General features: G+C 73.9%; 19 protein-coding genes. 12 read left to right on the forward strand and 7 right to left on the reverse strand.

Going from position 1 to position 24,532, the window contains the following annotated elements:
• Positions 1 to 166 precede the first annotated feature (166 nt).
• Both EDF21_RS16095 and EDF21_RS16100 read right to left on the reverse strand, forming a co-directional pair.
• The gene (locus EDF21_RS16095) at positions 167 to 841 is read right to left on the reverse strand and encodes a hypothetical protein (RefSeq protein WP_123572088.1); all 675 of its coding nucleotides are present in this window, start codon (positions 839 to 841) and stop codon (positions 167 to 169) included.
• A gap of 130 nt (positions 842 to 971) precedes the next feature.
• Positions 972 to 1,724 (reverse strand): Ltp family lipoprotein, encoded by a 753-nt coding sequence (locus tag EDF21_RS16100; protein WP_123572089.1) that lies wholly within the window; start codon positions 1,722 to 1,724, stop codon positions 972 to 974.
• A 207-nt stretch (positions 1,725 to 1,931) separates the two neighbouring features.
• Between EDF21_RS16100 and EDF21_RS16105 the strand changes: the two genes are divergently transcribed.
• The 3 genes from EDF21_RS16105 (at position 1,932) to EDF21_RS16115 (ending at position 5,704) form a co-directional block, all read left to right on the forward strand.
• Positions 1,932 to 3,599 carry an MmgE/PrpD family protein gene (locus EDF21_RS16105; RefSeq protein WP_123572090.1) on the forward strand — a complete coding sequence of 556 codons (1,668 nt, stop codon included), beginning with the start codon at positions 1,932 to 1,934 and terminating at the stop codon, positions 3,597 to 3,599.
• Positions 3,599 to 4,498, forward strand: a complete 900-nt coding sequence (prpB, locus tag EDF21_RS16110; protein WP_123572091.1) for a methylisocitrate lyase — start codon at positions 3,599 to 3,601, stop codon at positions 4,496 to 4,498. The genes EDF21_RS16105 and prpB overlap by 1 nt, the downstream gene beginning before the upstream one ends.
• A 186-nt stretch (positions 4,499 to 4,684) precedes the next feature.
• Entirely contained in the window at positions 4,685 to 5,704 is a 1,020-nt protein-coding gene (locus tag EDF21_RS16115) for a hypothetical protein (protein WP_123572092.1), read from the forward strand.
• Between the two features lie 171 nt (positions 5,705 to 5,875).
• On the opposite strand, the gene EDF21_RS16120 is transcribed toward EDF21_RS16115, so the two are convergent.
• On the reverse strand, positions 5,876 to 7,087 hold the full coding sequence (locus EDF21_RS16120; protein ID WP_199736423.1) for a M20/M25/M40 family metallo-hydrolase: 1,212 nt from the start codon (positions 7,085 to 7,087) through the stop codon (positions 5,876 to 5,878).
• A gap of 205 nt (positions 7,088 to 7,292) precedes the next feature.
• On the opposite strand from EDF21_RS16120, the gene EDF21_RS16125 reads away from it, so the two are divergent.
• The 3 genes from EDF21_RS16125 (at position 7,293) to phoA (ending at position 13,672) form a co-directional block, all read left to right on the forward strand.
• Positions 7,293 to 8,489, forward strand: coding sequence for an exonuclease SbcCD subunit D (locus EDF21_RS16125; protein WP_123572093.1), 1,197 nt, complete (start codon positions 7,293 to 7,295; stop codon positions 8,487 to 8,489).
• Positions 8,486 to 11,482: an AAA family ATPase gene (locus EDF21_RS16130; RefSeq protein WP_123572094.1), complete on the forward strand. Its 2,997-nt coding sequence runs from the start codon at positions 8,486 to 8,488 to the stop codon at positions 11,480 to 11,482. Before EDF21_RS16125 ends, EDF21_RS16130 begins: the two co-directional genes overlap by 4 nt.
• Before the next feature lie 255 nt (positions 11,483 to 11,737).
• Positions 11,738 to 13,672 carry an alkaline phosphatase gene (gene phoA, locus EDF21_RS16135; protein WP_233568556.1) on the forward strand — a complete coding sequence of 645 codons (1,935 nt, stop codon included), beginning with the start codon at positions 11,738 to 11,740 and terminating at the stop codon, positions 13,670 to 13,672.
• Positions 13,673 to 13,756: 84 nt separating this feature from the next.
• On the opposite strand, the gene EDF21_RS16140 is transcribed toward phoA, so the two are convergent.
• On the reverse strand, positions 13,757 to 14,011 hold the full coding sequence (locus EDF21_RS16140) for a DUF6458 family protein (RefSeq protein ID WP_043593189.1): 255 nt from the start codon (positions 14,009 to 14,011) through the stop codon (positions 13,757 to 13,759).
• 155 nt (positions 14,012 to 14,166) lie between these two features.
• On the opposite strand from EDF21_RS16140, the gene EDF21_RS16145 reads away from it, so the two are divergent.
• A complete protein-coding gene (locus tag EDF21_RS16145; RefSeq protein ID WP_158612946.1) occupies positions 14,167 to 14,637 on the forward strand; it encodes a DUF805 domain-containing protein in 471 nt (156 codons plus the stop codon).
• A gap of 298 nt (positions 14,638 to 14,935) precedes the next feature.
• On the opposite strand, the gene aroD is transcribed toward EDF21_RS16145, so the two are convergent.
• Together aroD and EDF21_RS16155 are read right to left on the reverse strand one after the other, a co-directional pair.
• Positions 14,936 to 15,775, reverse strand: a complete 840-nt coding sequence (aroD, locus tag EDF21_RS16150; RefSeq protein ID WP_056049401.1) for a type I 3-dehydroquinate dehydratase — start codon at positions 15,773 to 15,775, stop codon at positions 14,936 to 14,938.
• A 2-nt stretch (positions 15,776 to 15,777) separates the two neighbouring features.
• On the reverse strand, positions 15,778 to 16,653 hold the full coding sequence (locus EDF21_RS16155) for a shikimate dehydrogenase (protein WP_123572096.1): 876 nt from the start codon (positions 16,651 to 16,653) through the stop codon (positions 15,778 to 15,780).
• Between the two features lie 129 nt (positions 16,654 to 16,782).
• Between EDF21_RS16155 and EDF21_RS16160 the strand changes: the two genes are divergently transcribed.
• The 4 genes from EDF21_RS16160 (at position 16,783) to recQ (ending at position 22,968) form a co-directional block, all read left to right on the forward strand.
• Complete coding sequence (locus EDF21_RS16160) at positions 16,783 to 17,202, forward strand: GNAT family acetyltransferase (protein WP_123572121.1); 420 nt, start codon at positions 16,783 to 16,785, stop codon at positions 17,200 to 17,202.
• A 196-nt stretch (positions 17,203 to 17,398) separates the two neighbouring features.
• Positions 17,399 to 19,687, forward strand: a complete 2,289-nt coding sequence (locus EDF21_RS16165; RefSeq protein WP_123572097.1) for a bifunctional UDP-sugar hydrolase/5'-nucleotidase — start codon at positions 17,399 to 17,401, stop codon at positions 19,685 to 19,687.
• 145 nt (positions 19,688 to 19,832) lie between these two features.
• Entirely contained in the window at positions 19,833 to 20,828 is a 996-nt protein-coding gene (locus EDF21_RS16170) for a type II CAAX endopeptidase family protein (RefSeq protein ID WP_123572098.1), read from the forward strand.
• Positions 20,829 to 20,859: 31 nt separating this feature from the next.
• Positions 20,860 to 22,968, forward strand: a complete 2,109-nt coding sequence (recQ, locus tag EDF21_RS16175; RefSeq protein WP_123572099.1) for a DNA helicase RecQ — start codon at positions 20,860 to 20,862, stop codon at positions 22,966 to 22,968.
• Here recQ and EDF21_RS16180 read toward each other — a convergent pair.
• Entirely contained in the window at positions 22,929 to 23,387 is a 459-nt protein-coding gene (locus EDF21_RS16180; protein WP_148053742.1) for a hypothetical protein, read from the reverse strand. The genes recQ and EDF21_RS16180 overlap by 40 nt on opposite strands.
• 395 nt (positions 23,388 to 23,782) lie before the next feature.
• Between EDF21_RS16180 and EDF21_RS16185 the strand changes: the two genes are divergently transcribed.
• Positions 23,783 to 24,532 carry a 1-acyl-sn-glycerol-3-phosphate acyltransferase gene (locus EDF21_RS16185; RefSeq protein WP_123572101.1) on the forward strand — a complete coding sequence of 250 codons (750 nt, stop codon included), beginning with the start codon at positions 23,783 to 23,785 and terminating at the stop codon, positions 24,530 to 24,532.

A 24,532-nucleotide genomic window follows, 5' to 3' on the forward strand; every position in this document is an offset into this window, starting at 1 on the left:
GGGGCCCCCCCCGGGGGGGGTGCCGCGGGGCGGGGGGGGGGCGGGGGGGGGGGGGGGGGGGGGGGCCCCCCCCCCCCGCCCCCCCCCCGGCCCCGCCCCCCCCCCCCCCCGCCGGGGGGGGGCCCCACGTCCGGTCCACGGTGCGACAGGTGCAGGAGGCGCGGATTCAGCCGAAGAGGCGCGTCGCGATCGAGCCGATCAGGTCGTCCGTCGGCACGTTCGTCTGGTCGACGGTGACGACGACGTCGTCGCGCAGCCAGTAGGTCTGCGCGCGGTCCACCGGGTACAGCGGGTCGGGCGTCACGAGCTGGCAGCTGCGCCCCTCGTGGACCGAGGTGCAGGTGTAGCCCTGCGAGGCGAGACCGTCGAGGGCCGCGGCGCCGGCGGCGGGCTCGAGGTGACCCATCGCGACCGAGATGCCCGAGACGTCGGCCCGCGGGTCGCGCCAGAGGCAGGACAGCTCGGTCGCCGCCCCGACGACGTCACGAGCGCCGGCCCCCGCGGGCGGGGTGGTCGGCGTGACCACGCCCGAGCTGGTGCCCGAGCCGCCGAACTCGACCGGGTTGAGCGGGATGTCGCCGAAGGTCGAGGCGTAGGTGGCCTGGTCGACGATGTCGGTGCAGTCGACCGGGAGGGCGACCGGGCCGGCGGTCTCGGTGGGCGCGGGCGTGGGCGCGGCGGTGGCCGTGCCGGTGGCCGACGACGGCGTCGCCGAGCTCGTCTCGGACGGGCTCGGCGTCGCGTCGCCGGCCCCGCCCGCGCAGCCTGCGGTCAGCACCAGGATCAAGCAGGCCGTGGCCCCCGTGCCGATCGCGGCGCGCATCGTCGTCGTGCTCTTCATGGTCGTGCCCTCCTGGTCGTCGGGTCGTCCCCCCGGCAGTCGTTCTCGACGCTACAGACCGGTCCGGCCCGAGCACTCGTCCCAGAGGATGAGGTCGGGCCGGCCAGGGTCACGATCGCGTCACGAGGCGTCAGCCGTCGAGGTGAGCCAGGGCGTAGTCGGCCTCCTCGGCGGTGAACTGTTCGCCGTACTCGCTGACGAGCTGGTTGCGCAGCACGTCGCCCGTCATGCCGTCCGCCGCGTAGGCCTTGGCCTTGCGGACGGCGTTGGCCTGCCAGTCGGCGTCGACCGTGTCGACCGCGTACTGCGCCGCGGCCTCGGAGGCGCCGCCGGCCACGAGCTTCGCGTAGGTCTCGAGCTTGCTGCTGCCGAGGCCGTTCGCGATGGTCTCGGCGTCCGCCAGGGCGTCCGAGTAGTCGGCCGGCACGTCGGCGGCCGCCGACGACGGCGTGGTCGACGGGGTGGGCGCAGGCGTCGGCGAGGTGCGGACGGGGGCGGGCTCGGAGGTGGCGGTCACGGCCGGGTCGTCCTGCTGCACGCTGTCGATCGCCGCGCCGAGGCCGACGGCGACGACGATGGACACGATGGTGGCGACGGCTCCCAGGCCGAGGCCGATCCACGCCATGACCTTCGACTGGTGCCGCAGCAGCGCGATGATGCCGAGCACCACGGCGGCGAGTCCGACGATCGTGCCCACCACGGGCACGAGGCCGAGCAGGAACGCGACGATGCCCACGACGAGGGCGGCGATCGCGAGCCCGATCGGGCGGCCCGGTCGCGGCGGCGGGGTCGACGTCCCCGTCGCGGGGTAGGAGGTGGTCGGCTGGTCGGCGGAGGGGCGTCGCTCGTCGGAGCCGCCCCCCAGCGGGCTCTCGGTGGTCATGCTCCGAGCCTGCCAGGTGGCGGACAGACGGGTCCACCCCCGAACGGGGCGCGTCGGCGGGCCGGGGGACGCCAGGCGCGTCGTCCGGGGCGGGGACGAGACGCGTCGCCCGGACCGGGTGCGAGACTGGTCGGCAACGACACGGCCGTCACCGACGACGGCGCACGGCGGGCCGCACGACGCCCGCCCCACCAGAGAGGGTGGCCGATGGGCACGCAGCACGAGCAGGCGTCCGAGCACGCACACGACGCCGGGGCGACGACCGACGAGAGCGGCCGAGGGGACGCGACCCGCGCCTCCTCGTCCGGGGTCACGGACGGTCGAGACGGGCCGGCCGCCCCGACCGCCGACCTCGTCGTGCACACCGTGCGGGTGCACCGCAGCGACCAGCCGTTGGCCCGCGAGGACGAGCTCGCGTGGCGCCTGGCCGCGCTCGCGACCGACGACGCGCCCGTCGACGACGACGTGACCGAGATGGTCATCAACCGCCTGATCGACAACGCCGCCGTCTCGGCCGCGTCGCTGCTGCGCGCGCCGGTCGCCGTCGCGCGCGACCAGGCGCTCGCGCATCCGCCGACCACCGGAGGCGCGGGCTCGCAGGTCACGGGCGTCGCGCCCGAGCACCCCGTCTCGCCCGAGTGGGCCGCCTGGTCGAACGGGGTCGCCGTGCGCGAACTCGACTTCCACGACACGTTCCTCGCGGCGGAGTACTCGCACCCCGGCGACAACATCCCGGCGATGGTCGCCGTCGCACAGCACCGCGGACTCGACGGTGCGGCCCTGCTGCGCGGCATCGTGACCGGCTACGAGGTGCAGGTCGACCTCGTCCGGGCGATCAGCCTGCACGCCCACAAGATCGACCACGTCGCCCACCTCGGCCCGTCGGTCGCGGCAGGCCTGGGCACGATGCTCGGGCTCTCGACCGAGGTGGTGCACCAGGCGATCGGCCAGGCGCTGCACACGACGACGGCCACGCGGCAGTCGCGGAAGGGCGCGATCTCGTCGTGGAAGGCCTACGCCCCGGCCTACGCGGGCAAGGCCGCGGTCGAGGCCGTCGACCGCGCGATGCGCGGCCAGGGCAGTCCCGCCCCGATCTACGAGGGTGAGGACGGCGTGATCGCCCGGCTGCTCGACGGACCCGGGGCGTCGTACGACGTGCCCCTGCCGGCGCCGGGTGCGTCCAAGCGGGGCATCCTCGACACGTACACGAAGGAGCACTCGGCCGAGTACCAGGCCCAGGCCTGGATCGACCTCGCCCGGCGCCTCGGCCGCGCGCACCCCGCCCTCCGCGACCCGGCGCAGGTGCGCCGCATCGTGCTGCACACCAGCCACCACACGCACGTCGTGATCGGCTCGGGCGCCGGCGACCCGCAGAAGTACGACCCCACGGCCAGCCGGGAGACGCTCGATCACTCCATCCCCTACATCGTCGCCGTCGCCCTGCAGGACGGCGAATGGCACCACGAGCGCAGCTACGCCCCGGCCCGGGCGAAGCGTCCCGACACCGTCGAGCTGTGGCAGCGCATCACCACGGCGGAGGACCCCGCCTGGACGGCCCGCTACCACTCGACCGACCCCGCCGAGAAGGCGTTCGGCGGCCGCATCGAGGTCGAGTTCGTCGACGGCACGACCCTCGTCGACGAGATCGCCGTCGCCGACGCCCACCCCCTGGGGGCGCGGCCCTTCGGACGCGAGGACTACGTGCGCAAGTTCCGCACGCTGGCCGAGGGCGTGCTGCCCGACGCCGAGGTCGAGCGGTTCGTCGACCTGGCCACGCGCCTCCCGTCGTTGACGGCGGCCGAGGTGCGGCAGCTGGGCATCGTCGCTCCCGACGCCCTCGCGGGTGCCGCCGCCCAGCCGGGCGGGCTCTTCTGATGCTGTACTCGACGGTGTCGCCGGCCGACAAGCGTGCGGCGTTCCGGGCCGGGCTGGCCGACGAGCGCACCCTGGTCTTCCCCGGCGCGTTCACGCCGCTCACCGCGCGCCTGATCGAGCAGAAGGGCTTCGACGGCGTCTACGTGTCGGGCGCCGTGATGGCCAACGAGCTCGGGCTGCCCGACATCGGCCTCACCACGCTCACCGAGGTCGCCACGCGGGCCGGGCAGATCGCGTCGATGACCGACCTGCCCGTGCTCGTCGACGCCGACACCGGGTTCGGCGAGCCGATGAACGTCGCCCGCACCGTCCAGGCGCTCGAGGCCGCCGGCGTGGCCGGGCTGCACGTCGAGGACCAGGTCAACCCCAAGCGCTGCGGTCACCTCGACGGCAAGCAGGTCGTGGACGCGGCGACGGCGGCCGGGCGCATCCGGGCCGCGGTCGACGCGCGCCGCGACCCGTCGCTCGTGATCATGGCGCGCACGGACGTCCGGGCGCTCGACGGGCTCGAGGCCGCGGTCGACCGGGCCCGGGCCCTGGTCGACGCGGGGGCCGACGCGATCTTCGCCGAGGCGATGGCCGACCTCGGCGAGTTCGAGGCGATCTGCTCGGCGCTCGACGTGCCCGTGCTCGCCAACATGACCGAGTTCGGCAAGAGCGCCCTCTTCACGCACCAGCAACTGCACGACGTGGGCGTGAGCATGGTGATCCACCCGGTGTCGCTCATGCGTGCCGCGATGGGGGCGGCGTCCCGGGCGCTCGACGCGCTCGTGGCCGACGGGTCGCTCGAGTCGCAGGTGCCGACGATGCAGACCCGTGCCGAACTCTACGAGCTGATCGACTACCCCGGCTACGCCCGCTTCGACGCCGGCGTCTACGACTTCACGCTGGAGGGCTGAGGTCGGGCGCCGGTGCCGGACGCCGCCGAGTGGACAGCGCGCCGCGTCATGCGGCGGCGCGCTGTCCACTCGGCGGTTCTCGGTGCGCATAGGTCGTCTCGTCGACATGACGCGGTGGGCGGGCGGTCGTCCACAGCGAAGTTCTGGAGGCGCGGCCGGGTCCGATCGACGGGCGAGCATCGAGGGATGGACGACGACCTCCCCGATCTGATCTTCTCCGCCACGCCGGGTGCGCAGTCCCGTGAGGCGCGCGCCCTGCGACGCGACGCCGCCGCGGGACGTCTCGTGCGCGTCCAACGGGGCGTCTACGTGGCGACGGAGGACTGGGGCCGACCGAGGCCCTGGCGTCGCCACGTCGTCCGGGTGCGGGCCGCCGTGTCCGCGCTCCCCGCCGACTGCGTCGTGTCCCACGGCTCGGCCGTCGCCGTGCACGGGCTGCCGAGCGTCCAGGGCGACCCGCGCCGGGTGCACGTGATCGACCGACGTCGGGCCTCGACCCAGTGCACGCCGGTCCTCGTCAAGCACGGGGCCGGTCTCGAGGACGACGAGATCGAGTCGGTGGGCGACCTGCTGGTCACGAGTGAGCTGCGCACCGCCTTCGACGTCGCGAGGTCATCCGGGTTCGACGACGGCGTCCTCTGTCTCGACGGCGTGATGCGTCGTCGGCTCTTGGTCGAGAGTCGGCTTCCGAGGGCCGCCGAGATGCGCACCCGAGTCGACGATCTGCGTGACGAGTTCCGGCTCCGGTTCGGGGCGATGGCCGACGGCGTGGTCGGACGGCGGGGTGAGCTGGCACTCGGGCGAGCGATCTCGTTCGCCACGCCCCTGTCCGAGAACGGCGGGGAGTCGCTCGTGCGAGTCGCGTTGCATCGGCTCGGTGCGCCTCAGCCGATCCTGCAAGAAGAGTTCTTCGACGCCCGGGGATTCGTCGGACGATGCGACTTCTTCTTCGAAGAGTTCGGGTTCGTGCTCGAGTTCGACGGTTTCGGCAAGTACTCGGACCCTCGCTTGCTCGCGGGCTCGTCCCCGGCCGAGGTCGTACGCCGTGAGAAGAAGCGCGAGGCTCGATTGTTGGGCACGGGGCGGGTCCGACGCATCGAGAGATGTGACATCGACGACGCACTCGATCCGCGACGGCTGGCGGCGATCGTGCGCCGTGGCGGGGTGCCGCTGCGGTCGGGCCGCACCTCGGCGTCGTGGTCGTGAGGGTGCACTGATCGCACAGCGTCGTCGGCGCCGCGGCAGCGAACCGTCGAATGGACAAGGCGCCGTGTCGCGCGGCGGCGTCGTGTCCACTCGGCGGTGCGGAGCGGTGTTGAGCGGTGCGTAGCGGTGCAAAGCACTGCAAAGCGGTGCGGTGGGGTTGGTTGGGGCGGACTAGGCGAGGTCGGCGAACAGGGCGCTGACGAACTCGGTGCGCTCGACCATGCCGTGCACGCTGATCCACTCGTGTCGGGCGTGCGCTCCGCCGCCGACGCCGCCGACCCCGTCGAGCACCGCCAGGCCCAGTGCGGCGGCGAAGTTGCCGTCGCTGGCGCCGCCGACCGACACCTCGCGCAACTCGAAGCCGAGCGAGGTGGCGACCCGGGCGGCGCGTTCGTACAGCGCGCCGGTCGCGACCGAGCGCTCCATCGGCGGGCGGTTCCAGCCGCCGGTGACCTTCAGCGTCGCGGCCGGATCGTGCGCCGCGAGCCCGGCGAACACCCGCTCGATGCGGTCGGCCTCGGTCGACGAGGTGACGCGCACGTCGACCATCGCGCGGGCGTAGCCGGCCTTGACGTTGGTGCGGGTGCCGCCCTGCAGCACTCCCACGTTCAGCGAGGTGCCCGCCTCGACGTCGGCGGCCGCGTGCAGGGCCAGGACGACGCGGGCGATCTCGTCGACGGCGCTCGCACCGGAGCGCGGGTGCAGGCCGGCGTGCACCTCGACCCCGAAGGCCTCGACCTCGAAGATGCCGACGCCCTTGCGGGCGGTCTTCACGGCACCGTCGGCGGCGGACTCGAAGACGAACACCGCGCCTCCTCGTCCGACCTCGCGCTCGATCGCCTCACGCGAGGCGATGCTGCCGACCTCCTCGTCGCCGTTGAGCAGCAGGCGCACGTTCGGACGCGGCAGCCCCAGGCGGTCGCCGATCGCGAGGGCGTTGCCGAGCTGGATCAGCCCGGACTTCATGTCGAAGACGCCCGGGCCGGTCATGCGGTCGCCCTCGACCGTGACGGGCCACCCGGCCAGCGTCCCCTCGGACCAGACCGTGTCGTAGTGGCACAGGGCCGACACCCACTCGGTCGAGCCCGACGGCGACGGGTAGTCGAGGGTCACCGTGTCGCCGTAGCCCTCGACGACGTGCACCCGGCGCTCGGCCGGCGGGCCGACGGTCTCGCCGAGCCAGGTCTCGATCCAGCGGAGCCCCGCCTCGAGCAGGTCGACGTCGTCGGACGGCGTCTCGAGGCTCGCGTAGGTCGTCAGGTCGGCCACCATCGCGTCGAGGCGGGCCTCGACCTCGCGACGGAGGGCGGTGACCTGGTCGGGCTGCAGGGCGTCGTGGCTCACGGTCTCGCTCTCGTCGGGCCCGCCACGGTGTGCGGGCATCTGACCATCTCACTCCCGTGGGCGGGGCGGCGACCGGTGGGGAGGCGCGGCGCGGGACCCGAGGAGGCGCGGCGCCGGACCGAGGAGGCGCGGCGCGGGACCCGAGGAGGCGCGGTCGGCTCTGTCGGAGGCCCCCGATACAGTCGGGGGCACCGACTCCGGCACCCGTTGCCGCACCGACCGCGACATCCACGAGAGGGGCCCCGTGCGCATCCTGCACACCAGCGACTGGCACCTGGGGCGCACGCTGCACGGGGTCGACCTGCACGAGCACCAGCAGGCCTTCGTCGACCACCTGGTGGGGCTCGTGGTCGAACGGTCGATCGACGTCGTGGTGGTCGCGGGCGACGTGTACGACCGGGCCGTCCCCGCGGTGCCCAGCGTGCGCCTCCTCGGCCGGGCCCTCGCGGGCCTGACCGAGCACGCCACCGTGATCGTCACGCCGGGCAACCACGACTCGGCGGTGCGTCTGGGGTTCGCGGCCGAGCTGATGCGCCCGGGCCTGCACCTGCGGGCGTCGGTCGACCTGCTCGACGAGCCCGTCGTCGTCGATGACCCGGAGGGGCCGGTCGCCTTCTACGGGCTGCCCTACCTCGACCCCGACAGCGTCCGCAGGTCCCTGGCACCGGCGGGCGCCGACGAGCCGTTGCCCCGGTCGCACGCGGCCGTCGTGGGTGCGGCGATGCAGCGGGTGCGCGACGACCTCTCCGGGCGACCCGGCACCCGGTCGGTCGTGGTGGCGCACGCGTTCGTCGTGGCGGGGCCCGCAGCCGACCGCGAGCCCGACGGCGCCCCGACGCCCGAGCGCAGCGAGAGCGAGCGCGACATCCGGGTGGGCGGCGTCGACTCCGTGCCGTCGGCCGCGTTCGAGGGCGTCGACTACGTCGCCCTCGGCCACCTGCACGGTGCCCAGCGCGTCGGCCCGTCCGGTCGCCTGCGCTACTCGGGTTCGCCCCTGGCCTTCTCGTTCGGCGAGCGGAACCAGGTCAAGTCGTCCACGATCGTCGAGCTGGCCGCCAACGGCTCGGTCTCGGTCGAGCTCGTCCCGGCTCCCGTCCCGCGACGACTGGCCGAGGTGACGGACTCCCTCGACGCCCTGCTCGACGGGCGCCACGACGACCTGCGCGACGCCTGGCTCCGGGTCTTCGTCACCGATCCGGTGCACCCCGAACGGCTCTACACGCGGGTGGCCGAGCACTTCCCGCACGCCCTCGCGATCCACCACACGCCCGTCGGCGCGGTCGAGGCCTCGGCGCTCGCCGCCGTCACGGCCGAGTCCGACCCGATCGAGGTGGCGGCCGAGTTCGTCGCCTTCGCCTCGGGCGGGGCGGCGAGCGAGACCGAGCTCGCCGTGGTGCGCGGCGCCTACGAGGCCGCACTCGCGAGCGAGGTCGGCGAATGAACCTCCACCGGCTGACCCTGAGGGCCATCGGGCCCTACGCGGGCGAGCACAGCATCGACTTCGCCGCGCTCGGCGCCTCGGGCACCTTCCTGCTCGAGGGCCCGACGGGTTCGGGCAAGTCGACCATCATCGACGCGATCGTCTTCGCCCTCTACGGCGGGCTCGCCGGTTCGGCCTCGACGCCCGACCGCCTGCGCAGCCACCACGCCGCCCCCGACGTCGAGCCCTTCGTCGAGCTCGTCTTCGAGAACGGAGCGGGCGTGCACCGCATCCGACGCACGCCCGCGTACCGCCGTCCGAAGGCACGCGGCACGGGCACGACGCCGGCGAACGCGACCGCCAAGCTGTGGCGCCTCTCGTCGCCCGACGCCGTCGACGGCGAGATCGTCTCGATCAGCACGCAAGAGGCCGGCGCCGAGGTCTCGCGCATCCTCGGGCTCACGCGCCAGCAGTTCGTGCAGACCGTCGTCCTGCCCCAGGGCGAGTTCGCCGCCTTCCTCCGCTCGACCGGCGAGAAGCGCAAAGAGGTCCTGCAGTCGCTCTTCGGCACCGAGATCTACGAGCGCACCACGGCCGAGCTCGTCGACCGGCGGAAGGTCGCGAACGCCGCCGTCGCCGCCGCCGACCGCGACATCGAGCTGGCGCGAGCCAGACTGCTCGAGGCGAGCGGCCTCGAGGCCGAGGCCCTCGACGAGGGGCTGGCCGCCGACGGCGGGGTCGCCCTGCTCGGTGACCTCGAGGCCCAGGCCGTCGCCGCGTCGGCTCAGCGGTCACGGGTGGTCGAGGCCCGAGACGCGGCACGACGGTCCCTCGATCGCGTGCGGGCGCTGGGGGCGGCACTCGACCGACGAGCCGACCTGACCGTCCGGCGGACGCGCCTCGACGAGGGCGACGGCGAGATCGCCACGGTCCGCTCGCGTGTCGCCGCGGCGACCCGGGCCGCGACCGTGACCGACGCCCTCGCCGCGGTCACGCGGGCGACCGAGGCCGAGCGTGATGCGGCGTCACGCCTGGCCGAGGCCGCCGGGGTCGTCGCGGACGGCGAGACGACCGCGGCGAACGGCGAGGCCCCGCTCCGAGCCGACGTCGCCGCCCGTCGCGACGCCCGACTGTCGGAACTCGCCCTCCTGACCGAGGCGGCCCGGACCGAGAAGGCCCTGCCCGGTCGCCGCACCGCCCTCGAGGCGGCCGAGCAGTCCCTGGTGGATGCCGACGAGCGGCGCCGGGAGCTCGACGCGCACCTCGTCGCGGCCCCCGCCGTGCGGGCGTCGCTCGTCGTCGAGCGCGACGCCCTGGCCGACGCCTCGACCGACCTCGTCGCCGCCGAGCAGGCGACGGCCGAGGCGCGGCTCCGCCTGCGTGACCTCGACGACCTCGACGCCCTCGGCCGGGCCGTCGACGCGGCGTCCGCACGACTGGCCGACGACTCGGCGGCGGCACTGCGGGCCCTCGACGACGAGGCGGGCCTCCGCCGTCGGCAGATCGAGGGCATGGCGGGTCACCTGGCCGCGGCTCTGGTCGTCGGCGACCCGTGCCCCGTGTGCGGCTCGCGAGAGCATCCGGCCCCGGCGGCTCCCGGCACCGAGCACCCCACCGACGACCAGGTCGAGGCCGCGTCGCGGACGTCCCGAGCGGCCGAGGCCCGTCAGCGCGAGTCCGCCGCACGGCACGCGACCGCCGAGGGGCGGGCCGCGGAGGCCCGCCGCGCCCTGGGCGACCTGACCCGCGACGACGTCGAGTCCGACCTGGCCCGGCTCGCCCTGCGCGTGGCCGAGGCCACCCGGGCCCGTACCGCCCTCGCGGCATCCGAGGCGGCGCTCGTGGCCCACGACCGCGAGGTCGACGAGCTGCGGGCCGAGCGGGACGACCTCCGCGAGCGAGCCGCCACCGGCCGGGAGCGCGTGGCCGCCGACCGGCGGGCCCTGCTCGACGACGAGGCCGAGATCGCGCGACTGCTCGACGGTCGGGCCCCGACCATCGCCGAGCTCACCGCAGCGGTCGGTGACGGGGTCGAACGCGACACGCGCCTCCTGACCCTCCTTGACGCCGCCGACGTGGCGTCCGACGCGGCGGCCGTCCGACGTGCCGAGCTCGCGGCCGCCCTCGAGCGCAGCGGGTTCGACGACGTCGACCAGGTCGCCGACGCCGCCCTCGAGGCAGGCGACCTCGCCGCGCTCGAGGCGCGGGTCTCGGCCCACGAACGCGAACGGGCGATCGTCGCGGCCGGGCTGGTCGAGCCCGAGGTCGCGGTGCTGGCCGGCGACGAGGTGGCGGACGTCCCGTCGGCCGTCGAGGCCCTCGACCGGGTCGAGGCCGAGCTCGACGAGGTCACCGACCGCGCGACGCGCACCGGCGACCGGGCCGAGCGGTCGCGCCAGGCCCTGGCCGCCCTCGAGGCCGTGACCGCCGCGGCCGACGCCGCCGTCGAGCACGCCCGGGCGGTGGTGCGCATGGCGAACCTTGCCAGCGCCTCGACCGGCGAGAACGTCAAGGGCGTGACGCTCGGCACCTACGTGCTGCTGCGCCGGTTCGACGAGGTCGTGGCGGCGGCGAACGTCCGGCTGTCGGTCATGTCGAGCGGGCGGTACGAGCTCGCCTCGTCCGACGAGCGCGAGGTCGGGTCGCGCTCGCGCAAGACGGGGCTCTCGCTCGTCATCCGGGACGCGACCACCGACACCACCCGCGACCCCGGCAGCTTCTCGGGCGGTGAGACCTTCTACGCCTCGCTCAGCCTCGCCCTCGGCCTCGCCGACGTCGTCCAGGCCGAGGCCGGCGGGCTCGAACTCGGCACCCTGTTCGTCGACGAGGGGTTCGGCTCGCTCGACCCCGAGACCCTCGACGCGGTCATGAGCGAGCTCGGCCGGCTCAGTGCCTCGGGGCGGGTGATCGGCATCGTCAGCCACGTCGACGAGCTCAAGCAGCGCATCGCCGACCGGGTCGAGGTGCGCCGTCGCCCCGACGGGTCGTCGGTGCTCCGCTCGACGGCCGGCTGAGCAGGCAGGGCAGCGCGGGTCGGCTCAGCGGGACGGGTCGGCTGAGCCGGCAGCGGGGCGGGGCAGCGCGGCGGGCCGGCTGGGCGGGGCGGCGGGGCGTGCCAGCCGAGCGGGCGACCCCCGTCCGAGGGTGTTCACCCGCGCGCACGGCCTCGTTCACGTGGCGGCCACCCGGCAGGAGTCTGCTGGTCCCCGCCCCGCGGCGACTCCGTCGCGTGGCGACCGGATCACGATCACGATCACAGGAGCAGAACCGTGTCGAAGAACACCCCGAACCGCCGGCGTGCGGCCCTGACGACGGGGGTCGTCGCGACGGCCGCCGCCGCCGCCCTCGCCCTCAGCCCCGTCGCCGCCTTCGCGGCCACCCCCGCGAACGTCGCCCAGAACGGTGGTGCCGCCCGCAGCATCGACGACAGCACGCAGCTGCTGCTCGACTCGGTGGAGGCCGGCCCCGCCAAGAACGTCATCCTGCTGATCGGCGACGGCATGGGCGACAGCGAGATCACGTCGGCGCGCAACTACGCCCACGGCGCCGGCGGAACGCTGCCCGGCATCGACGCCCTGCCCCTGACCGGCCAGTACACGACGTACTCGGTCTACCGGGACGGCGCGAACAAGGGCAAGCCCGACTACGTGCCGGACTCCGCGGCGACCGGCTCCGCCTGGGCCACCGGCACCAAGACCTACGACAACGCCATCTCGGTCGACGTCGACGGCGTCCCGCAGGACACCCTGCTCGAGATCGCCAAGGCCAACGGCAAGAAGACCGGCAACGTCTCGACCGCCGAGCTGCAGGACGCCACCCCGGCCGTGCAGGCCGCGCACGTCGCCGCCCGCAGCTGCTACGGCCCCGACAGCGTCACCCAGTGCGGCGCCGACGCGCTCGACCAGGGCGGCCTCGGCTCGATCAGCGAGCAGATCATCGGCACCCGTGCCGACCTCACCCTCGGCGGAGGCGCGACCTCGTTCGGCCAGTCCGCCCGTGCCGGTCAGTGGCAGGGCGACACCCTGTTCGCCCAGGCGCAGGACCGTGGCTACCAGGTCGTGCGCGACGCGGCCGGCCTCGACGCCCTGACGACCGCCGACCAGGCGCAGCCCGTGCTCGGCACCTTCACCGACGGCAACTTCCCGACCCGGTACGCCGCCACCACGGCGACCGTCGGCGGGGCCGACCTGGCCCCGCAGACCTGCCAGCCGAACCCGGCCCGCCTGTCCACCGGCCTCTCGCTGCAGTCGCTGACCGAGAAGTCGATCGACCTGCTCGACACCGGTGACCAGGGCTTCTTCCTGCAGGTCGAGGGTGCCTCGATCGACAAGCGCGACCACAGCGCCGACGCCTGCGGTCAGATCGGTGAGGTGCTCGACCTCGACGAGGCCGTCCAGTCCGCCCTCGCGTTCGCGAAGGCCGACGGCAACACGATGGTCATCGTCACGGCGGACCACGCGCACACCAGCCAGATCGTCGACTCGACGCCGCCCGCCACGCTCAGCACCGCGCTGACGACGGTCGACGGCACCACGATGAAGATCGCCTACGGCACCGCCGCGGCGGGCGGGTCGCAGCAGCACACCGGCACGCAGTTGCGCGTCGCGGGTTACGGCCCCGGTGCCGCGAACGTCGTCGGCCTGATCGACCAGACCGACAACTTCTTCACCATCGTGAACGCCCTGCAGCTCGACCGCGACCTCGACGGCCTCAGCGCCGCCGCGACGATCTCGGCTCCGACCGAGGTCGCCCCCGGCGCCGAGTTCCCGGTCAGCACCGCCGGCCTCGCCGGCGACCGCCAGGTCACGGGCACGCTCGACGTCGACGGCACGGTGACCGACCTCGGCATCGCCGACGTGGTCGACGGCGTCGCGACCTACACCGTCACCGCCCCCACCGAGCCCGGCAGCTACACGATCACGCTGACCGGCACGCAGAGCGGCACGACGCTGGCGACGACCGTCGCCGTCGTCGAAGGCGCCGTCACCCCGGCTCCGACGACCCCACCTGCGGCGATCCCCGGTGACGGCTCGAGCGCAGGAGGCGCGGGGACGGCCGGCAACGGAAGCGGGCCCCTCGCGTTCACCGGCTCCGACGCCCTGCCCGCCCTGCTGCTCGCGCTGATGCTGGCCGGCACCGGTGCGGCCCTCGTGCTGCGTCGCCGCCACCGCGCGGCGTCCGTGCAGGACGGCGTGCAGCTCTAGGCGTTCCCCGCCCCGACACACGGGAGGCGCGGTGCCAGCCGGCACCGCGCCTCCTGCGTTCTCGGGTCGCGTCGGACCCTCGGGTCAGACCAGCGGGTCGCTGTCGGTCGAGCGACGCTCGACGCGCTCGCCCGTGGCCGGGTCGACCGCGCTGCGGGTCGTGGAGACCGTCGAGCGGCGGCGCGACGCGAAGGCGATGCCGATGATGGTCACGACCACGCCGGCCGCGATGAGGATGTAGCCGATCAGTTTGATGTCGATGCCCGCGACCTGGAAGTCGAGAGCGAACGCGAGGACCGCGCCGATCACGATCAAGGCGATTCCGCCGCCGATGCTCATGGGGTCTCCTTCGTCTGGCGCCGCCCCGGATGGGCGACGGCGCCGACGCGAGGGTCGGCGGGCCCCACAGTACCGACGGGCCGCCCCGATCGGCCACGACGCGGCGGAGGCGCTGCGAGGATGGTCCTGCCCGTCACCCCACCGCAGGAGATCCCATGACCGGACTCGCAGGCCCCGTGCCGCTCGACCAGCCGTACCACCGCGCCTCGCCGAAGGTCGCGGTCGTCCGGTTCTGGCGCAAGTACGCCACGTTCCACGGGAGGGCGAGCCGCAGCGAGTACTGGTGGTGGTTCGTCATCGCGCTCGTGTTCCAGGGGGCGCTCCAGGCCTGGGCCACGGGCAGCGGCGGGACGTCGACCTGGGCCGGGGGCGACAACGGCGACTGGACCTACATCGACCCACAGGGCGTCGTCGTCGTGCTGTGGTCGGTGGTCAGCTTCCTGCCGACCCTGGCGCTGCAGTCGCGGCGCCTGCACGACGGGGGCTTCACCGCCTGGTACGTGCTCTTCTACCTGCTGCCGGTCCTCGGGTGGCTGACCCTGCTCGTCATGTCGCTGCTGCCCTCGCGCGCCTCGGGCGAGCGGTTCGACACGGGTGGCGAGCGGCAGTACCCGGGCCCGGCCTGACCCGGCCGGACGGCGCCGGAGTCCCGCCGGGACACGGCGGCGACGGCGTCGTCGAGAGCCCCGGTCCATTGCCGGTCCTCGTCGTGGACCACGTGGCACTCGTGGGCGCAAGGGGGTTACGGGGTCGGACCACCGACCGCTAACCTGTTCGCACTCCGGTGGGCCCGACCGCCGTGGTGGTCCCGTTGAGCGACGTCCGTCGCTCGTTTCCCGGTGGTGGACTCTGCGTGCGTCGGGCCTCCGGAGCCCTGACGCCCGAGGCCCCGGACGAAGCCGGTCCGACGCCGAGGCGACGCCGTCAGCCCTGCTGCGCCTCGTGCACCAGCTCGAGCGCCGCCCGCAGCCCCGCCGCCGGGACCTGTCCGGGCGCGCTCGTCGCCCCCGCCGATCCGAACGTGACGCACGAGCCGAACGTCTCGCCCGAGAGCCGGGACACGACGCCGAGCGGCCCCATCGACATGGTGATCGCGGGCACGATGCCGGCACCCGCCCGGAACTCGGCCGTGGCCCGCATCAGGGTCAGCACGTCGTCCGTGTTCGACGGCATGGCGGCGAACTTCGCCACGTCGGCACCGTTCTCTTGTTGTTCGAGCAGGCGTGACACGATCTCGCCCTGCGTGGGGGTGCCGCTGAAGTCGTGCGACGACATCACCACGACGAGCCCGGCGTCGTGCGCCGCGTCGACGAGCCCGCCGAGCAGGTCGGGGTCGGTGTACATCTCGACGTCCACGGCGTCGAGCAGCCCGGTGGCCATCGCCGAGCGCAGCACGGCGTCGTAGGTCGCGGGGGCGACGTCGTGCTCGCCTCCCTCGGGCTCGGTCCGCAGGGTGAACAGCAGGGGCAGTTCGGCGTCGAGCGCGCCACGCACCCGACGGACGACGTCGGCCACGAGGTCGAGGTCGGCGGCTCCCGTCGCCTCGGTGCCCGTGCGCACGGGCCCGTCGGGGTCCGGTGCCGCGGCGAACGCGGCGTCGACGAAGTCGATGCGCAGCTCGACCAGTTCGGCCGTGTCGGTGTCGAGCGCCGAGGCGGCGTCGACCAGCGCGTCGACGGTCCGGGCCACGAGCGGGACGCAGACCGCGGGACGCCCGGTGCCGAGCGCGACCCGACCGATCGAGACCGGAAGAGGGGTCGCCATGGTCAGCGCGCCACGCTGTCGGTCGTCGACCGGTCGCGGATCGGCGAGCCCACGGAGGCGCGCATCGCGTCGCGCAGGACGCCCTCGTCGGGGACCGGCTCGTCCTGCGCCCGCCCGGAGAAGAGCCTGACCTGGCCGAGCGCCTGCTCGACGAGCATGTCGAGGCCGTTGAAGACGATGCCCCCGTCGGTCGACCAGCGCGACGCGAGGCGCGTCGGCCAGGGGTCGTAGGCGACGTCGAAGAGGACGGACGAGCCACCGGCCGGACGCAGGTGGAGGTCGTCCGCCGCGCCGCCGGGCAAGGTGCTGATGACGAAGTCCAACGGGCCGAGCGAGGGCAGCTCGGTGAGCGGGGCGACCATCACGTCGGCGCCCAGCTCGGCGGCCAGGGACGTCAGCTCGCCGGCGCGCATGGGGTTGCGCAGGTGGATCGAGAAGGACCGGGCGCCGAGATCCCACGCGGCGGCCATCGCGGACAGGGCGGTCGCGCCCCCGCCGAGGATGGTGGCCGCGGCGGGCCGGGCGTCGTGGAAGCCCTCGACGCTGCGGACGATGCCGTCGACGTCGGTGTTGTGCCCGTGGCGGCGACCGTCGTCGTCGATGACGACGGTGTTGGCGACCCCGAGGCGTCGGGCGAGCGGTGAGACGGTGTCGAGCAGGGGCAGCACCTCGCGCTTGAGCGGCATCGTCAGGCTCAGGCCGCGCCAGCTCGCGTCGAGGCCCCCGACGACGTCGGCGAGCCCGCCCGAGGCGACCTCGACCCGGTCGTAGTCGAAGGGCAGGCCGAGGTGCTCGTACGCCGTGCGGTGCAGCACCGGAGACAGCGAGTGCTCGATCGGCGACCCCAGGACGGCGAGACGTCGGCGAGCATCGGTCACGGGTGGGCCCCTCCCTGCGCCCGCGGCTCGGACGACGACCCACCCTAACGCGAGGGCCCTGAGGGGGTGCGGGGTGGTGGCGACCGGCACCGCGCCTCCTCGTCCCGTCGGGTCTGGCAGGGTCGGTGCATGCAGATCCGACCCTTCGACGAGGCCGACACCGAGACCGTCGTGGCGCTCTGGGAGCGCTGCGGGCTGACCCGCCCGTGGAACGACCCGCGACGCGACATCGAACGCAAGCTGACCGTGCAGCGCGAGCTGTTCCTGGTCGGCGTCGACGCCGAGGAGGCGCTGGTCGCGACCGCGATGGCCGGGTACGACGGCCATCGCGGCTGGGTGTACTACGTCGCGGTCGAGCCCGATCGCCAGGGGGAGGGGTTCGGCCGGCAGCTCATGGCCGAGGTCGAGCGGTCGCTCGAGGCGCTGGGCTGCCCGAAGGCCAATTTCCAGGTGCGCACCGGCAACGAGCGGGTACGGGCGTTCTACGAACACCTGGGGTACGCGGTCGACGACGCGTTCGGCATGGGCAAGCGGTTGATCGCCGACTGAGGCGCGGTGTCCGGAGGCTCCGGTGGCGCCCGTCGGCGAGCCCGTCGCTCGGCCTCGCGGCGTCGGATGAACAACATGTGACGATCTTCGGCGGACTCTTGTCGGGCACCCAGCGAGAACTTAGGGTCGTGTGGTGTACCCCCTGTCGGGGGGTGCCGTCCCGCCCGAACCGTCTTCTCCAGGAGCACCGACGCCCATGCGCATCAGCCCCCCGTCATCCGAGTCCGTCCCGACGGGAGGCCGGCGGCGAGTCCGCGGTGCGGCCCTCGCGTCCGTCGCCACCGGCACCCTGCTGCTCGGCCTGGTCGCCGCGGCACCGGCCCAGGCCGTCCCGGTCACGATCGACCTCGTCGGCATCAACGACTTCCACGGTCGACTCGAGGCCGACGCCCCCGGTGCTCGCGCCTCCATCGCCGGCGCGGCCGTCCTCGCCGGCGCCGTCAAGTCGGTCGAGGCGCAGAACCCCAACACGCTCTTCGTCTCGGCGGGCGACAACATCGGCGCCTCGACGTTCACCTCGTTCATCCAGGACGACGAGCCGACCCTCGACGCCCTGAACGCCATGGGCCTCGACGTCAGCACGCCGGGCAACCACGAGTTCGACAAGGGCCAGGACGACTTCAACGGCCGTGTCCGGGCGAACAGCGAGTTCCCCTACGTGAACGCGAACATCCTCCGGAGCGACGGGACGCCCGCCTACGACCCCTACGTCGTCGAGGAGATCGGCGGCGTCCGCGTCGCGTTCATCGGCGCGCTGACCGAGACCATGCCGACGCTCGTCAGCCCGGCCGGCATCGAGGGGCTGACCTTCGCCCCCGTCGTCGAGTCGGTCAACGCCGTCGCGGACGACATCGTCGCGGCCGACGCGGCCGACGCCATCGTCCTGCTGCTGCACGAGGGCGCCGAGACCGGCAGCCTCGACTCCGTCACCGGCGACAACGCGTTCGGCGAGATCGCCCGCGGCGTCTCGGGCGACGTGTCGGCCATCTTCTCGGGACACACCCACCAGGGCTACGACTACCTCGTCTCGCCGTCCGACGGCGGCCCGCAGCGCGCCGTCGTGCAGACGGGCAGCTACGGGACGAACCTCGCCCGGGTGACCATGACGGTCGACCCCGCCGCCACCGCCTTCCGTGACCGCGTGGCCATCGCCTCGCACCGTCTGGTGCCGCTCTACGGTGCCTTCACGCCCGACCCCACCGTCCAGGCCATCGTCGCCTCGGCCGTCGACGTCGCCGCCGAGCGGGGGGCCGAGGTCATCGGTTCGATCAGCGACTCCTTCAACCGGGCCTACAACGCCAACCCGGACGCCAACGGGCTCCCCGTGTCGAACCGGGCCGGTGAGTCGACGCTCGGCAACTTCGTCGCCGACATCCAGCTGTCGTCGACGACGGCGAGCGGTGCCCAGCTCGCCTTCATGAACCCGGGCGGCCTGCGGGACGACCTGCCCTTCGTGGCGCCGGACGGCGACGTGACGTACAAGGCCGCCGCGGCCGTGCAGCCCTTCGCCAACACGCTCGTCGTGGTCGACATGACCGGTGCCGAGATCCGCCAGGTGCTCGAGCAGCAGTGGCCGACCGCCGGCCGTACCAGCACCTTGAAGCTCGGCACGTCCGAGGGTCTGACCTACACGTACGACCCCACCGCGGCGGCGGGCTCGCGCATCGCGGCCGTCTCGCTCGACGGCGTGGCCGTCGACGACGCCACGATCTACAAGGTGACGGTCAACTCGTTCCTCGCCTCGGGTGGCGACGGGTTCACCGCCTTCGCCAACGGTCGCGCCCATGCCGACAGCGGCAAGGTCGACCTGCAGAGCCAGCTCGAGTACTTCGACGCCCAGGCCGGCGACCCGTCCGACCCCGACTTCGCCTCGCGTTCGGTCGGCGTCTCGGGGCTGACCGCTGCGCCCGTCGGCGGGTTCGCCGCCGGTGACACCGTGTCGATGACCCTGTCGTCGCTCGTCCTGCAGCAGGCCGCCGCGGACGCGTCGGGCACCGTGACCGCGACGCTCGACGGCGTCGAGCTCGCCTCGGCCCCGATCGACGAGACCATCCTCGACAACTCCGACGAACAGGGTCGTGCCACGGTGACCTTCGTCGTCCCCGAGGGCATCACCGCTCCCGCTGCCGGACCGGTCACGCGCCAGGTCGTGCTCTCGGTCGCCGGCACCGGCACGACGGCGTCCGTCCCGGTCGTCTTCGCCGCGGCGGCCGCTCCCGTGGTCGTCCCGCCGACTGACCCCGGCACCACGCCTCCGGTCACGACCCCCGGCGGCACCGTGCCCGGCACCACCCCCGGCTCGGGTCCGGGCACCACGCCCACCGGCACGGTCCGCAACGCCGACGGCTCGCTGGCCTTCACCGGCCAGGACGGCCTGGGTCTCGCGGCCCTCGCCGGTCTCGTCCTGATGCTGGCCGGCGGCTCGGCGCTCGTCGTCGCCCGCCGCCGTCGCCTCCGCGCGACGGTGACGCCCACCGAGGGCTGACGCCCCCGGCACCGCACCACCGATTGAACGTCGCACCACGGAATTCCGTGGTGCGACGTTCCTTTCGTGGTGCGACCATCGCGCGGCGGCGCGGAGGCGACGGCGGCACGACCGACCGGCACCGCGCCTCCCGTACGCTCGTCGGGTGACGACGTTCGCGTACCACCGCCTCTTCCGTTCCCTGCCCTCGTACCGGTGGTGGAAACCGCTGCTGGCGGCCGTCGTGGCGGCCGTCACGTACCTGCTCGCGTCGGTCGTGGTCTACGTGGCAGTCCTCGGGGTGACCACGGCCGTGGGCGGCACCGCCGCCGCCGAACGCCTGCAGCGCGGCATCGAGGGCGACGCCCTGGCCGCCGCCGACCCGCTCGTGCTCTTCGCGACGCTCGCCTCGATCGCGGTCATGCTGCCGGCCATCATGCTGGGCACGCTGATCGTCGGCCCCGGCGCGGTCGGCAGCCTCTCGAGCGTCGCCGGGCGGCTGCGCTGGCGGTGGCTCGTGCGATGCCTCGTGCCCGCCCTCGCGTTCATGGCCTTGACGGTGGGGCTCAGCTACGTCGTGGTGCCCCCGCTGTCGGGCGAGCCGATCGGCACCGGCCCGGTCACCACGCCGGCCGACACCCTCGTCTGGGCGGTCGTCGTCATCCTCGTGGTCACGCCGCTCCAGGCGACGGCCGAGGAGTACGCGTTCCGCGGGCTCGCCATGCAGACGATCGGCTCGTGGTCGAGGTACCCGATCGCAGCGATCGTCCTTCCCACGGTCGGGTTCGCGTTCGGCCACGACTACAACGCGTGGGGCATGCTCGACGTCGCCGTGTTCGGCGTGGCCGCGGCCTACCTGACCTGGCGCACCGGCGGGCTCGAGGCGGCGATCGTCGCGCACGTGCTCAACAACACCGTGCTCTTCCTGTTGTCGGCCCCCTTCGCGGGCGTCGAGTCGAGCGACGGCAGCCCCCTCGCCCTGGCGGTGACGCTGGTCTCGACGCCGCTCTACGTGTGGCTCGTGCTGCGGGCGGCCCGACGCACCGGGCTCGTGACGGTCCGCAGCGCTCCTCTCGTGCCCGGCGCTCCCGCGCCGGGCGAACCCCTCGTCCCCGGTGCCCGTCCGACCGACGACCGTCCCCAGGAGGCGCGGGTCGACTGACCGCGTCGGCGGCCGCTCGTAGACTCGACGCGTGACCACCACCGCCTCGCCCGCCCTGGCTCCCGACGCTCCCCCCGCAGCCCTCGACGTGCTGCACCGGGTGTTCGGCTACGACGAGTTCCGTGGACAGCAGGCGCAGATCATCGACCAGGTGGTCCAGGGCGGCGACGCCCTCGTGCTCATGCCCACGGGTGGCGGCAAGTCGCTCTGCTACCAGGTGCCCGCCCTCGTCCGCGACGGCACGGGCATCGTCGTCTCGCCGCTCATCGCGCTGATGCAAGACCAGGTCGACGCCCTCGAGGCCGTCGGCGTCCGGGCGGCGTTCCTCAACTCGACGCAAGACCCCGACCGTCGTCGTGCGGTCGAGCAGGCGTTCGTCGCGGGCGAGCTCGACATGCTCTACCTCGCGCCCGAGCGGCTCAAGCTCGAGTCCACGAAGTCGCTGCTCGACCGGGGCCACGTCTCGCTCTTCGCCATCGACGAGGCCCACTGCGTGGCGCAGTGGGGGCACGACTTCCGTCCCGACTACCTCGAGCTGTCGGTGTTGCACGAGCGCTGGCCCGACGTCCCGCGCATCGCGCTGACGGCGACGGCCACCGAGACCACCCACCGCGAGATCTCACGCCGCCTCGAGCTCGACGACGCGAAGCACTTCGTCGCCGACTTCGACCGGCCCAACATCCAGTACCGCATCGAGGCGAAAGACGGCCCACAGCAGCAGCTGCTGCGGTTCATCCGCACCGAGCACGACGGCGACGCCGGCATCGTGTACTGCCTGTCCCGCAAGTCGGTCGAGAGCACGGCCGAGTTCCTGGTCAAGCAGGGCATCCCGGCGCTGCCGTACCACGCGGGCCTCGAGGCGCAGACCCGGGCACGCAACCAGGCGCGCTTCCTGCGCGACGAGGGCATCGTGATGGTCGCCACCATCGCCTTCGGCATGGGCATCGACAAGCCCGACGTCCGTTTCGTCGCGCACCTCGACCTGCCCAAGTCGGTCGAGGGCTACTACCAAGAGACCGGTCGGGCCGGCCGCGACGGCCTGCCCTCGACGGCCTGGTTGGCCTACGGCCTGCAAGACGTCGTGCAGCAGCGGCGCATGATCGACCAGTCCGAGGGCGACGCCGAGCACCGCCGCAAGCTCGGCGCCCACCTCGGCGCCATGCTCGCCCTGTGCGAGACGGTCGAGTGCCGACGGGTGCAGCTGCTCGGCTACTTCGGTCAGGCGAGCACCGCCTGCGGCAACTGCGACACCTGCCTCTCGCCGCCCGAGTCGCTCGACGGCACGGTGCCCGCCCAGAAGCTCCTCTCGACGGTCGTCCGGCTGAAGCGAGAGCGCAACCAGCAGTTCGGCGCGGGCCAGATCGTCGACATCCTCGTCGGCAAGTCGACCCCCAAGGTCCTCCAGAACCGCCACGAGCAGCTGTCCACCTTCGGCATCGGCACCGAGCTGAACGACGTCGAGTGGCGGGGCGTCGTCCGGCAGCTGCTCGCCCAGGGGGTGTTGGCGGTCTCGCCCGACGGCTACGGCACCCTGCTGCTCACCGACGCGGCGGGCGAGGTGCTCTCGGGCGGCCGCACCGTCCGGTTGCGGCGCGAGCCCGAACGTCCGGCGCGCTCGGCCCGGGCGCGGAGCGGGTCGGGTTCGTCGGGCCGCGGCTCCTCACGGGGCGCCGCCGAGTTGACGGGTGACGACGCCGCCCTGTTCGAGACGCTGCGCGAGTGGCGTGCCGGCGTGGCCCGGGCGCAGGGCGTCCCGGCCTACGTGGTGTTCGGAGACGTCACCCTGCGGGGCATCGCGTCCGAACGGCCCACCTCGCTCGATCAGCTCGCGGGCATCAGCGGCGTCGGCCAGAAGAAACTCGACACCTACGGTCAGCAGGTGCTCGCCGTCGTGGGCGGCACCGCACCGGCCGAGGCGGCGGCCGTCGGGTCGTCCCCGACGGCGTCGGCGCCGGCCGGCACGACGCCCCGCTCGTCCCGAGCGACCTCGACCGCGCCCGCTCGTGGTGCCCGCCGTGCCGCGCCGCCCGCCGTCGACGAGGTGCCCGAGGTGCCCGCCGACGATCTCTACGACGTGTCGGCCGACGCTCCCTACGACCCCTACGACGACGCCCCGCCGCCGCCCGACGACTGGCGCTGACCCGGGGCCGACGGGCCGAAGCCGAGCAGCGGGAACGCCTGCGACAGGACGACCAGGGCGACCGTCGTGATCACCATGGCCGAGAACCCGCCCAAGAAGGGCTGTCCGTTCATGCGGGCGACGTAGGCCGCGGCGAGCAGCACGGCCCCGCCCGCCGGGGGTGCCAACCCGATGAAGCGCATGCTCGTCCGGTCGAGCGCAGCGCCTCGTCGCGTCCGGCGGACCGACGAGACCGCCACGACGACGAGCGCGAGCCAGACGACCGCCGACAGTACGTAGAGGCCGGTCGCCACGACCGTCGCGGTGAGACCGACGCCGACCGAGGTGCCCGCGCCGACGATGCTGGCGACGGCGAAGTAGGTGGAGATCAGCGCGGTGGCGCCGAAGACGACCGGCAGGCGCGAAGGGCGGGTGGTCATGGTCTCGTCGTCCAAGGCGGTCCTCTCGGGTCGTCGGGGCTGTCGTCGGGGGATGCGGCGGGGCGCTCGGGGCACCTCGGGCCGTCCGGGGTCGTCCCCGGCTGTCGGAGCCGGGGCGCGGGGGGCCGTCCGCCCGGCCGGACCACCGCCCACGGGGACGGGCGGTGCGTCGCGGCGCTCGTCCCGGGTCTCGGGTCGATCCCCCGACGCGGACTCGTCGGAGGGTCGTGAACCGGACGAGCGTCCCGTTTCGGTCGGTCTCCGACGATAGGCCGCGGCTCCGGCGGCGGCAATCCTCCCTGAGGGGGACACCCGTTGTTCCCCGAATCGGGTGGTGCGGGTGGGTGCCGAGGGCCCCCGGGTGAGGCGCACAGGCGAGCCATGCGCCTCGGGGAATGTGGCGTCGGGCACAGTGGAGCGTGCTCACAACCCTCAGCCGTTCGGTCCTGTCACCCCTGGTGCGCGCGGTCTGGCGCCCCCGGGTGATCGGGCGCCGCAACGTCCCGCGGCGCGGCGCCGTCATCCTGGCCAGCAACCATCTCTCGTTCATGGACAGCGTCGTGATCACCCTCATGGCACCCCGTCAGGTCTCGTTCCTCGCGAAGAACGCCTACTTCACCGGCTCGGGTCTCAAAGGTCGGGCGTCGCGGGCCTTCTTCACCGGCGTCGGTGCGATCGGCGTCGAGCGAGGGGCCGGGTCCGCCGCGCAGCACGCCCTCGACCTGGGCCTCGGCAAGCTGACGGACGGTGACGCGTTCGCGATCTACCCCGAAGGGACGCGCTCCCTCGACGGGCGGCTCTACCGCGGCCGGACGGGCGTCGCCTGGCTCGCGCTCACGAGCGGGGCCCCGGTCGTGCCGGTCGCCCTGACGGGGACGCAGGAACTGCAGCCGGTGGGCACGCGCTTCCCGCGCCTCCGGAAGGTCACCGTCGAGTTCGGCGAGCCCCTCGACCTCTCGCACCACGGGGAGGCGAAGTCGGGTCGGGCTCGTCGGCGCGCCACCGACGAGGTGATGGCGGCCGTCCAGCGCCTCAGCGGCCAGGTCGAGGCGGGCGTCTACAACGATCCGCCCGCTCCCTCGGTCGTCGCCCGGGTGCGTCGCGCGATGCGGCCCGACCCCGTCGGGCCCGATCCGCTCGACTGA

This window comes from Frigoribacterium sp. PhB118, from assembly GCF_003751725.1.
Classification (GTDB): Bacteria; Actinomycetota; Actinomycetes; order Actinomycetales; family Microbacteriaceae; genus Frigoribacterium.

What these genes read in the sequence shown, in the direction of transcription:
- EDF21_RS16165 (WP_123572097.1), top strand. Translation starts at nt 17,399, where the DNA reads ATGCGCATCAGCCCCCCGTCATCCGAGTCCGTCCCGACGGGAGGCCGG.
- EDF21_RS16120 (WP_199736423.1), bottom strand. Translation starts at nt 7,087, where the DNA reads ATGCCCGCACACCGTGGCGGGCCCGACGAGAGCGAGACCGTGAGCCAC.
- EDF21_RS16100 (WP_123572089.1), bottom strand. Translation starts at nt 1,724, where the DNA reads ATGACCACCGAGAGCCCGCTGGGGGGCGGCTCCGACGAGCGACGCCCC.
- EDF21_RS16115 (WP_123572092.1), top strand. Translation starts at nt 4,685, where the DNA reads ATGGACGACGACCTCCCCGATCTGATCTTCTCCGCCACGCCGGGTGCG.
- aroD (WP_056049401.1), bottom strand. Translation starts at nt 15,775, where the DNA reads ATGGCGACCCCTCTTCCGGTCTCGATCGGTCGGGTCGCGCTCGGCACC.
- EDF21_RS16095 (WP_123572088.1), bottom strand. Translation starts at nt 841, where the DNA reads ATGAAGAGCACGACGACGATGCGCGCCGCGATCGGCACGGGGGCCACG.
- EDF21_RS16145 (WP_158612946.1), top strand. Translation starts at nt 14,167, where the DNA reads ATGACCGGACTCGCAGGCCCCGTGCCGCTCGACCAGCCGTACCACCGC.
- prpB (WP_123572091.1), top strand. Translation starts at nt 3,599, where the DNA reads ATGCTGTACTCGACGGTGTCGCCGGCCGACAAGCGTGCGGCGTTCCGG.
- EDF21_RS16140 (WP_043593189.1), bottom strand. Translation starts at nt 14,011, where the DNA reads ATGAGCATCGGCGGCGGAATCGCCTTGATCGTGATCGGCGCGGTCCTC.
- EDF21_RS16185 (WP_123572101.1), top strand. Translation starts at nt 23,783, where the DNA reads ATGTGGCGTCGGGCACAGTGGAGCGTGCTCACAACCCTCAGCCGTTCG.
- EDF21_RS16130 (WP_123572094.1), top strand. Translation starts at nt 8,486, where the DNA reads ATGAACCTCCACCGGCTGACCCTGAGGGCCATCGGGCCCTACGCGGGC.
- EDF21_RS16180 (WP_148053742.1), bottom strand. Translation starts at nt 23,387, where the DNA reads ATGACCACCCGCCCTTCGCGCCTGCCGGTCGTCTTCGGCGCCACCGCG.
- EDF21_RS16160 (WP_123572121.1), top strand. Translation starts at nt 16,783, where the DNA reads ATGCAGATCCGACCCTTCGACGAGGCCGACACCGAGACCGTCGTGGCG.
- EDF21_RS16105 (WP_123572090.1), top strand. Translation starts at nt 1,932, where the DNA reads ATGGGCACGCAGCACGAGCAGGCGTCCGAGCACGCACACGACGCCGGG.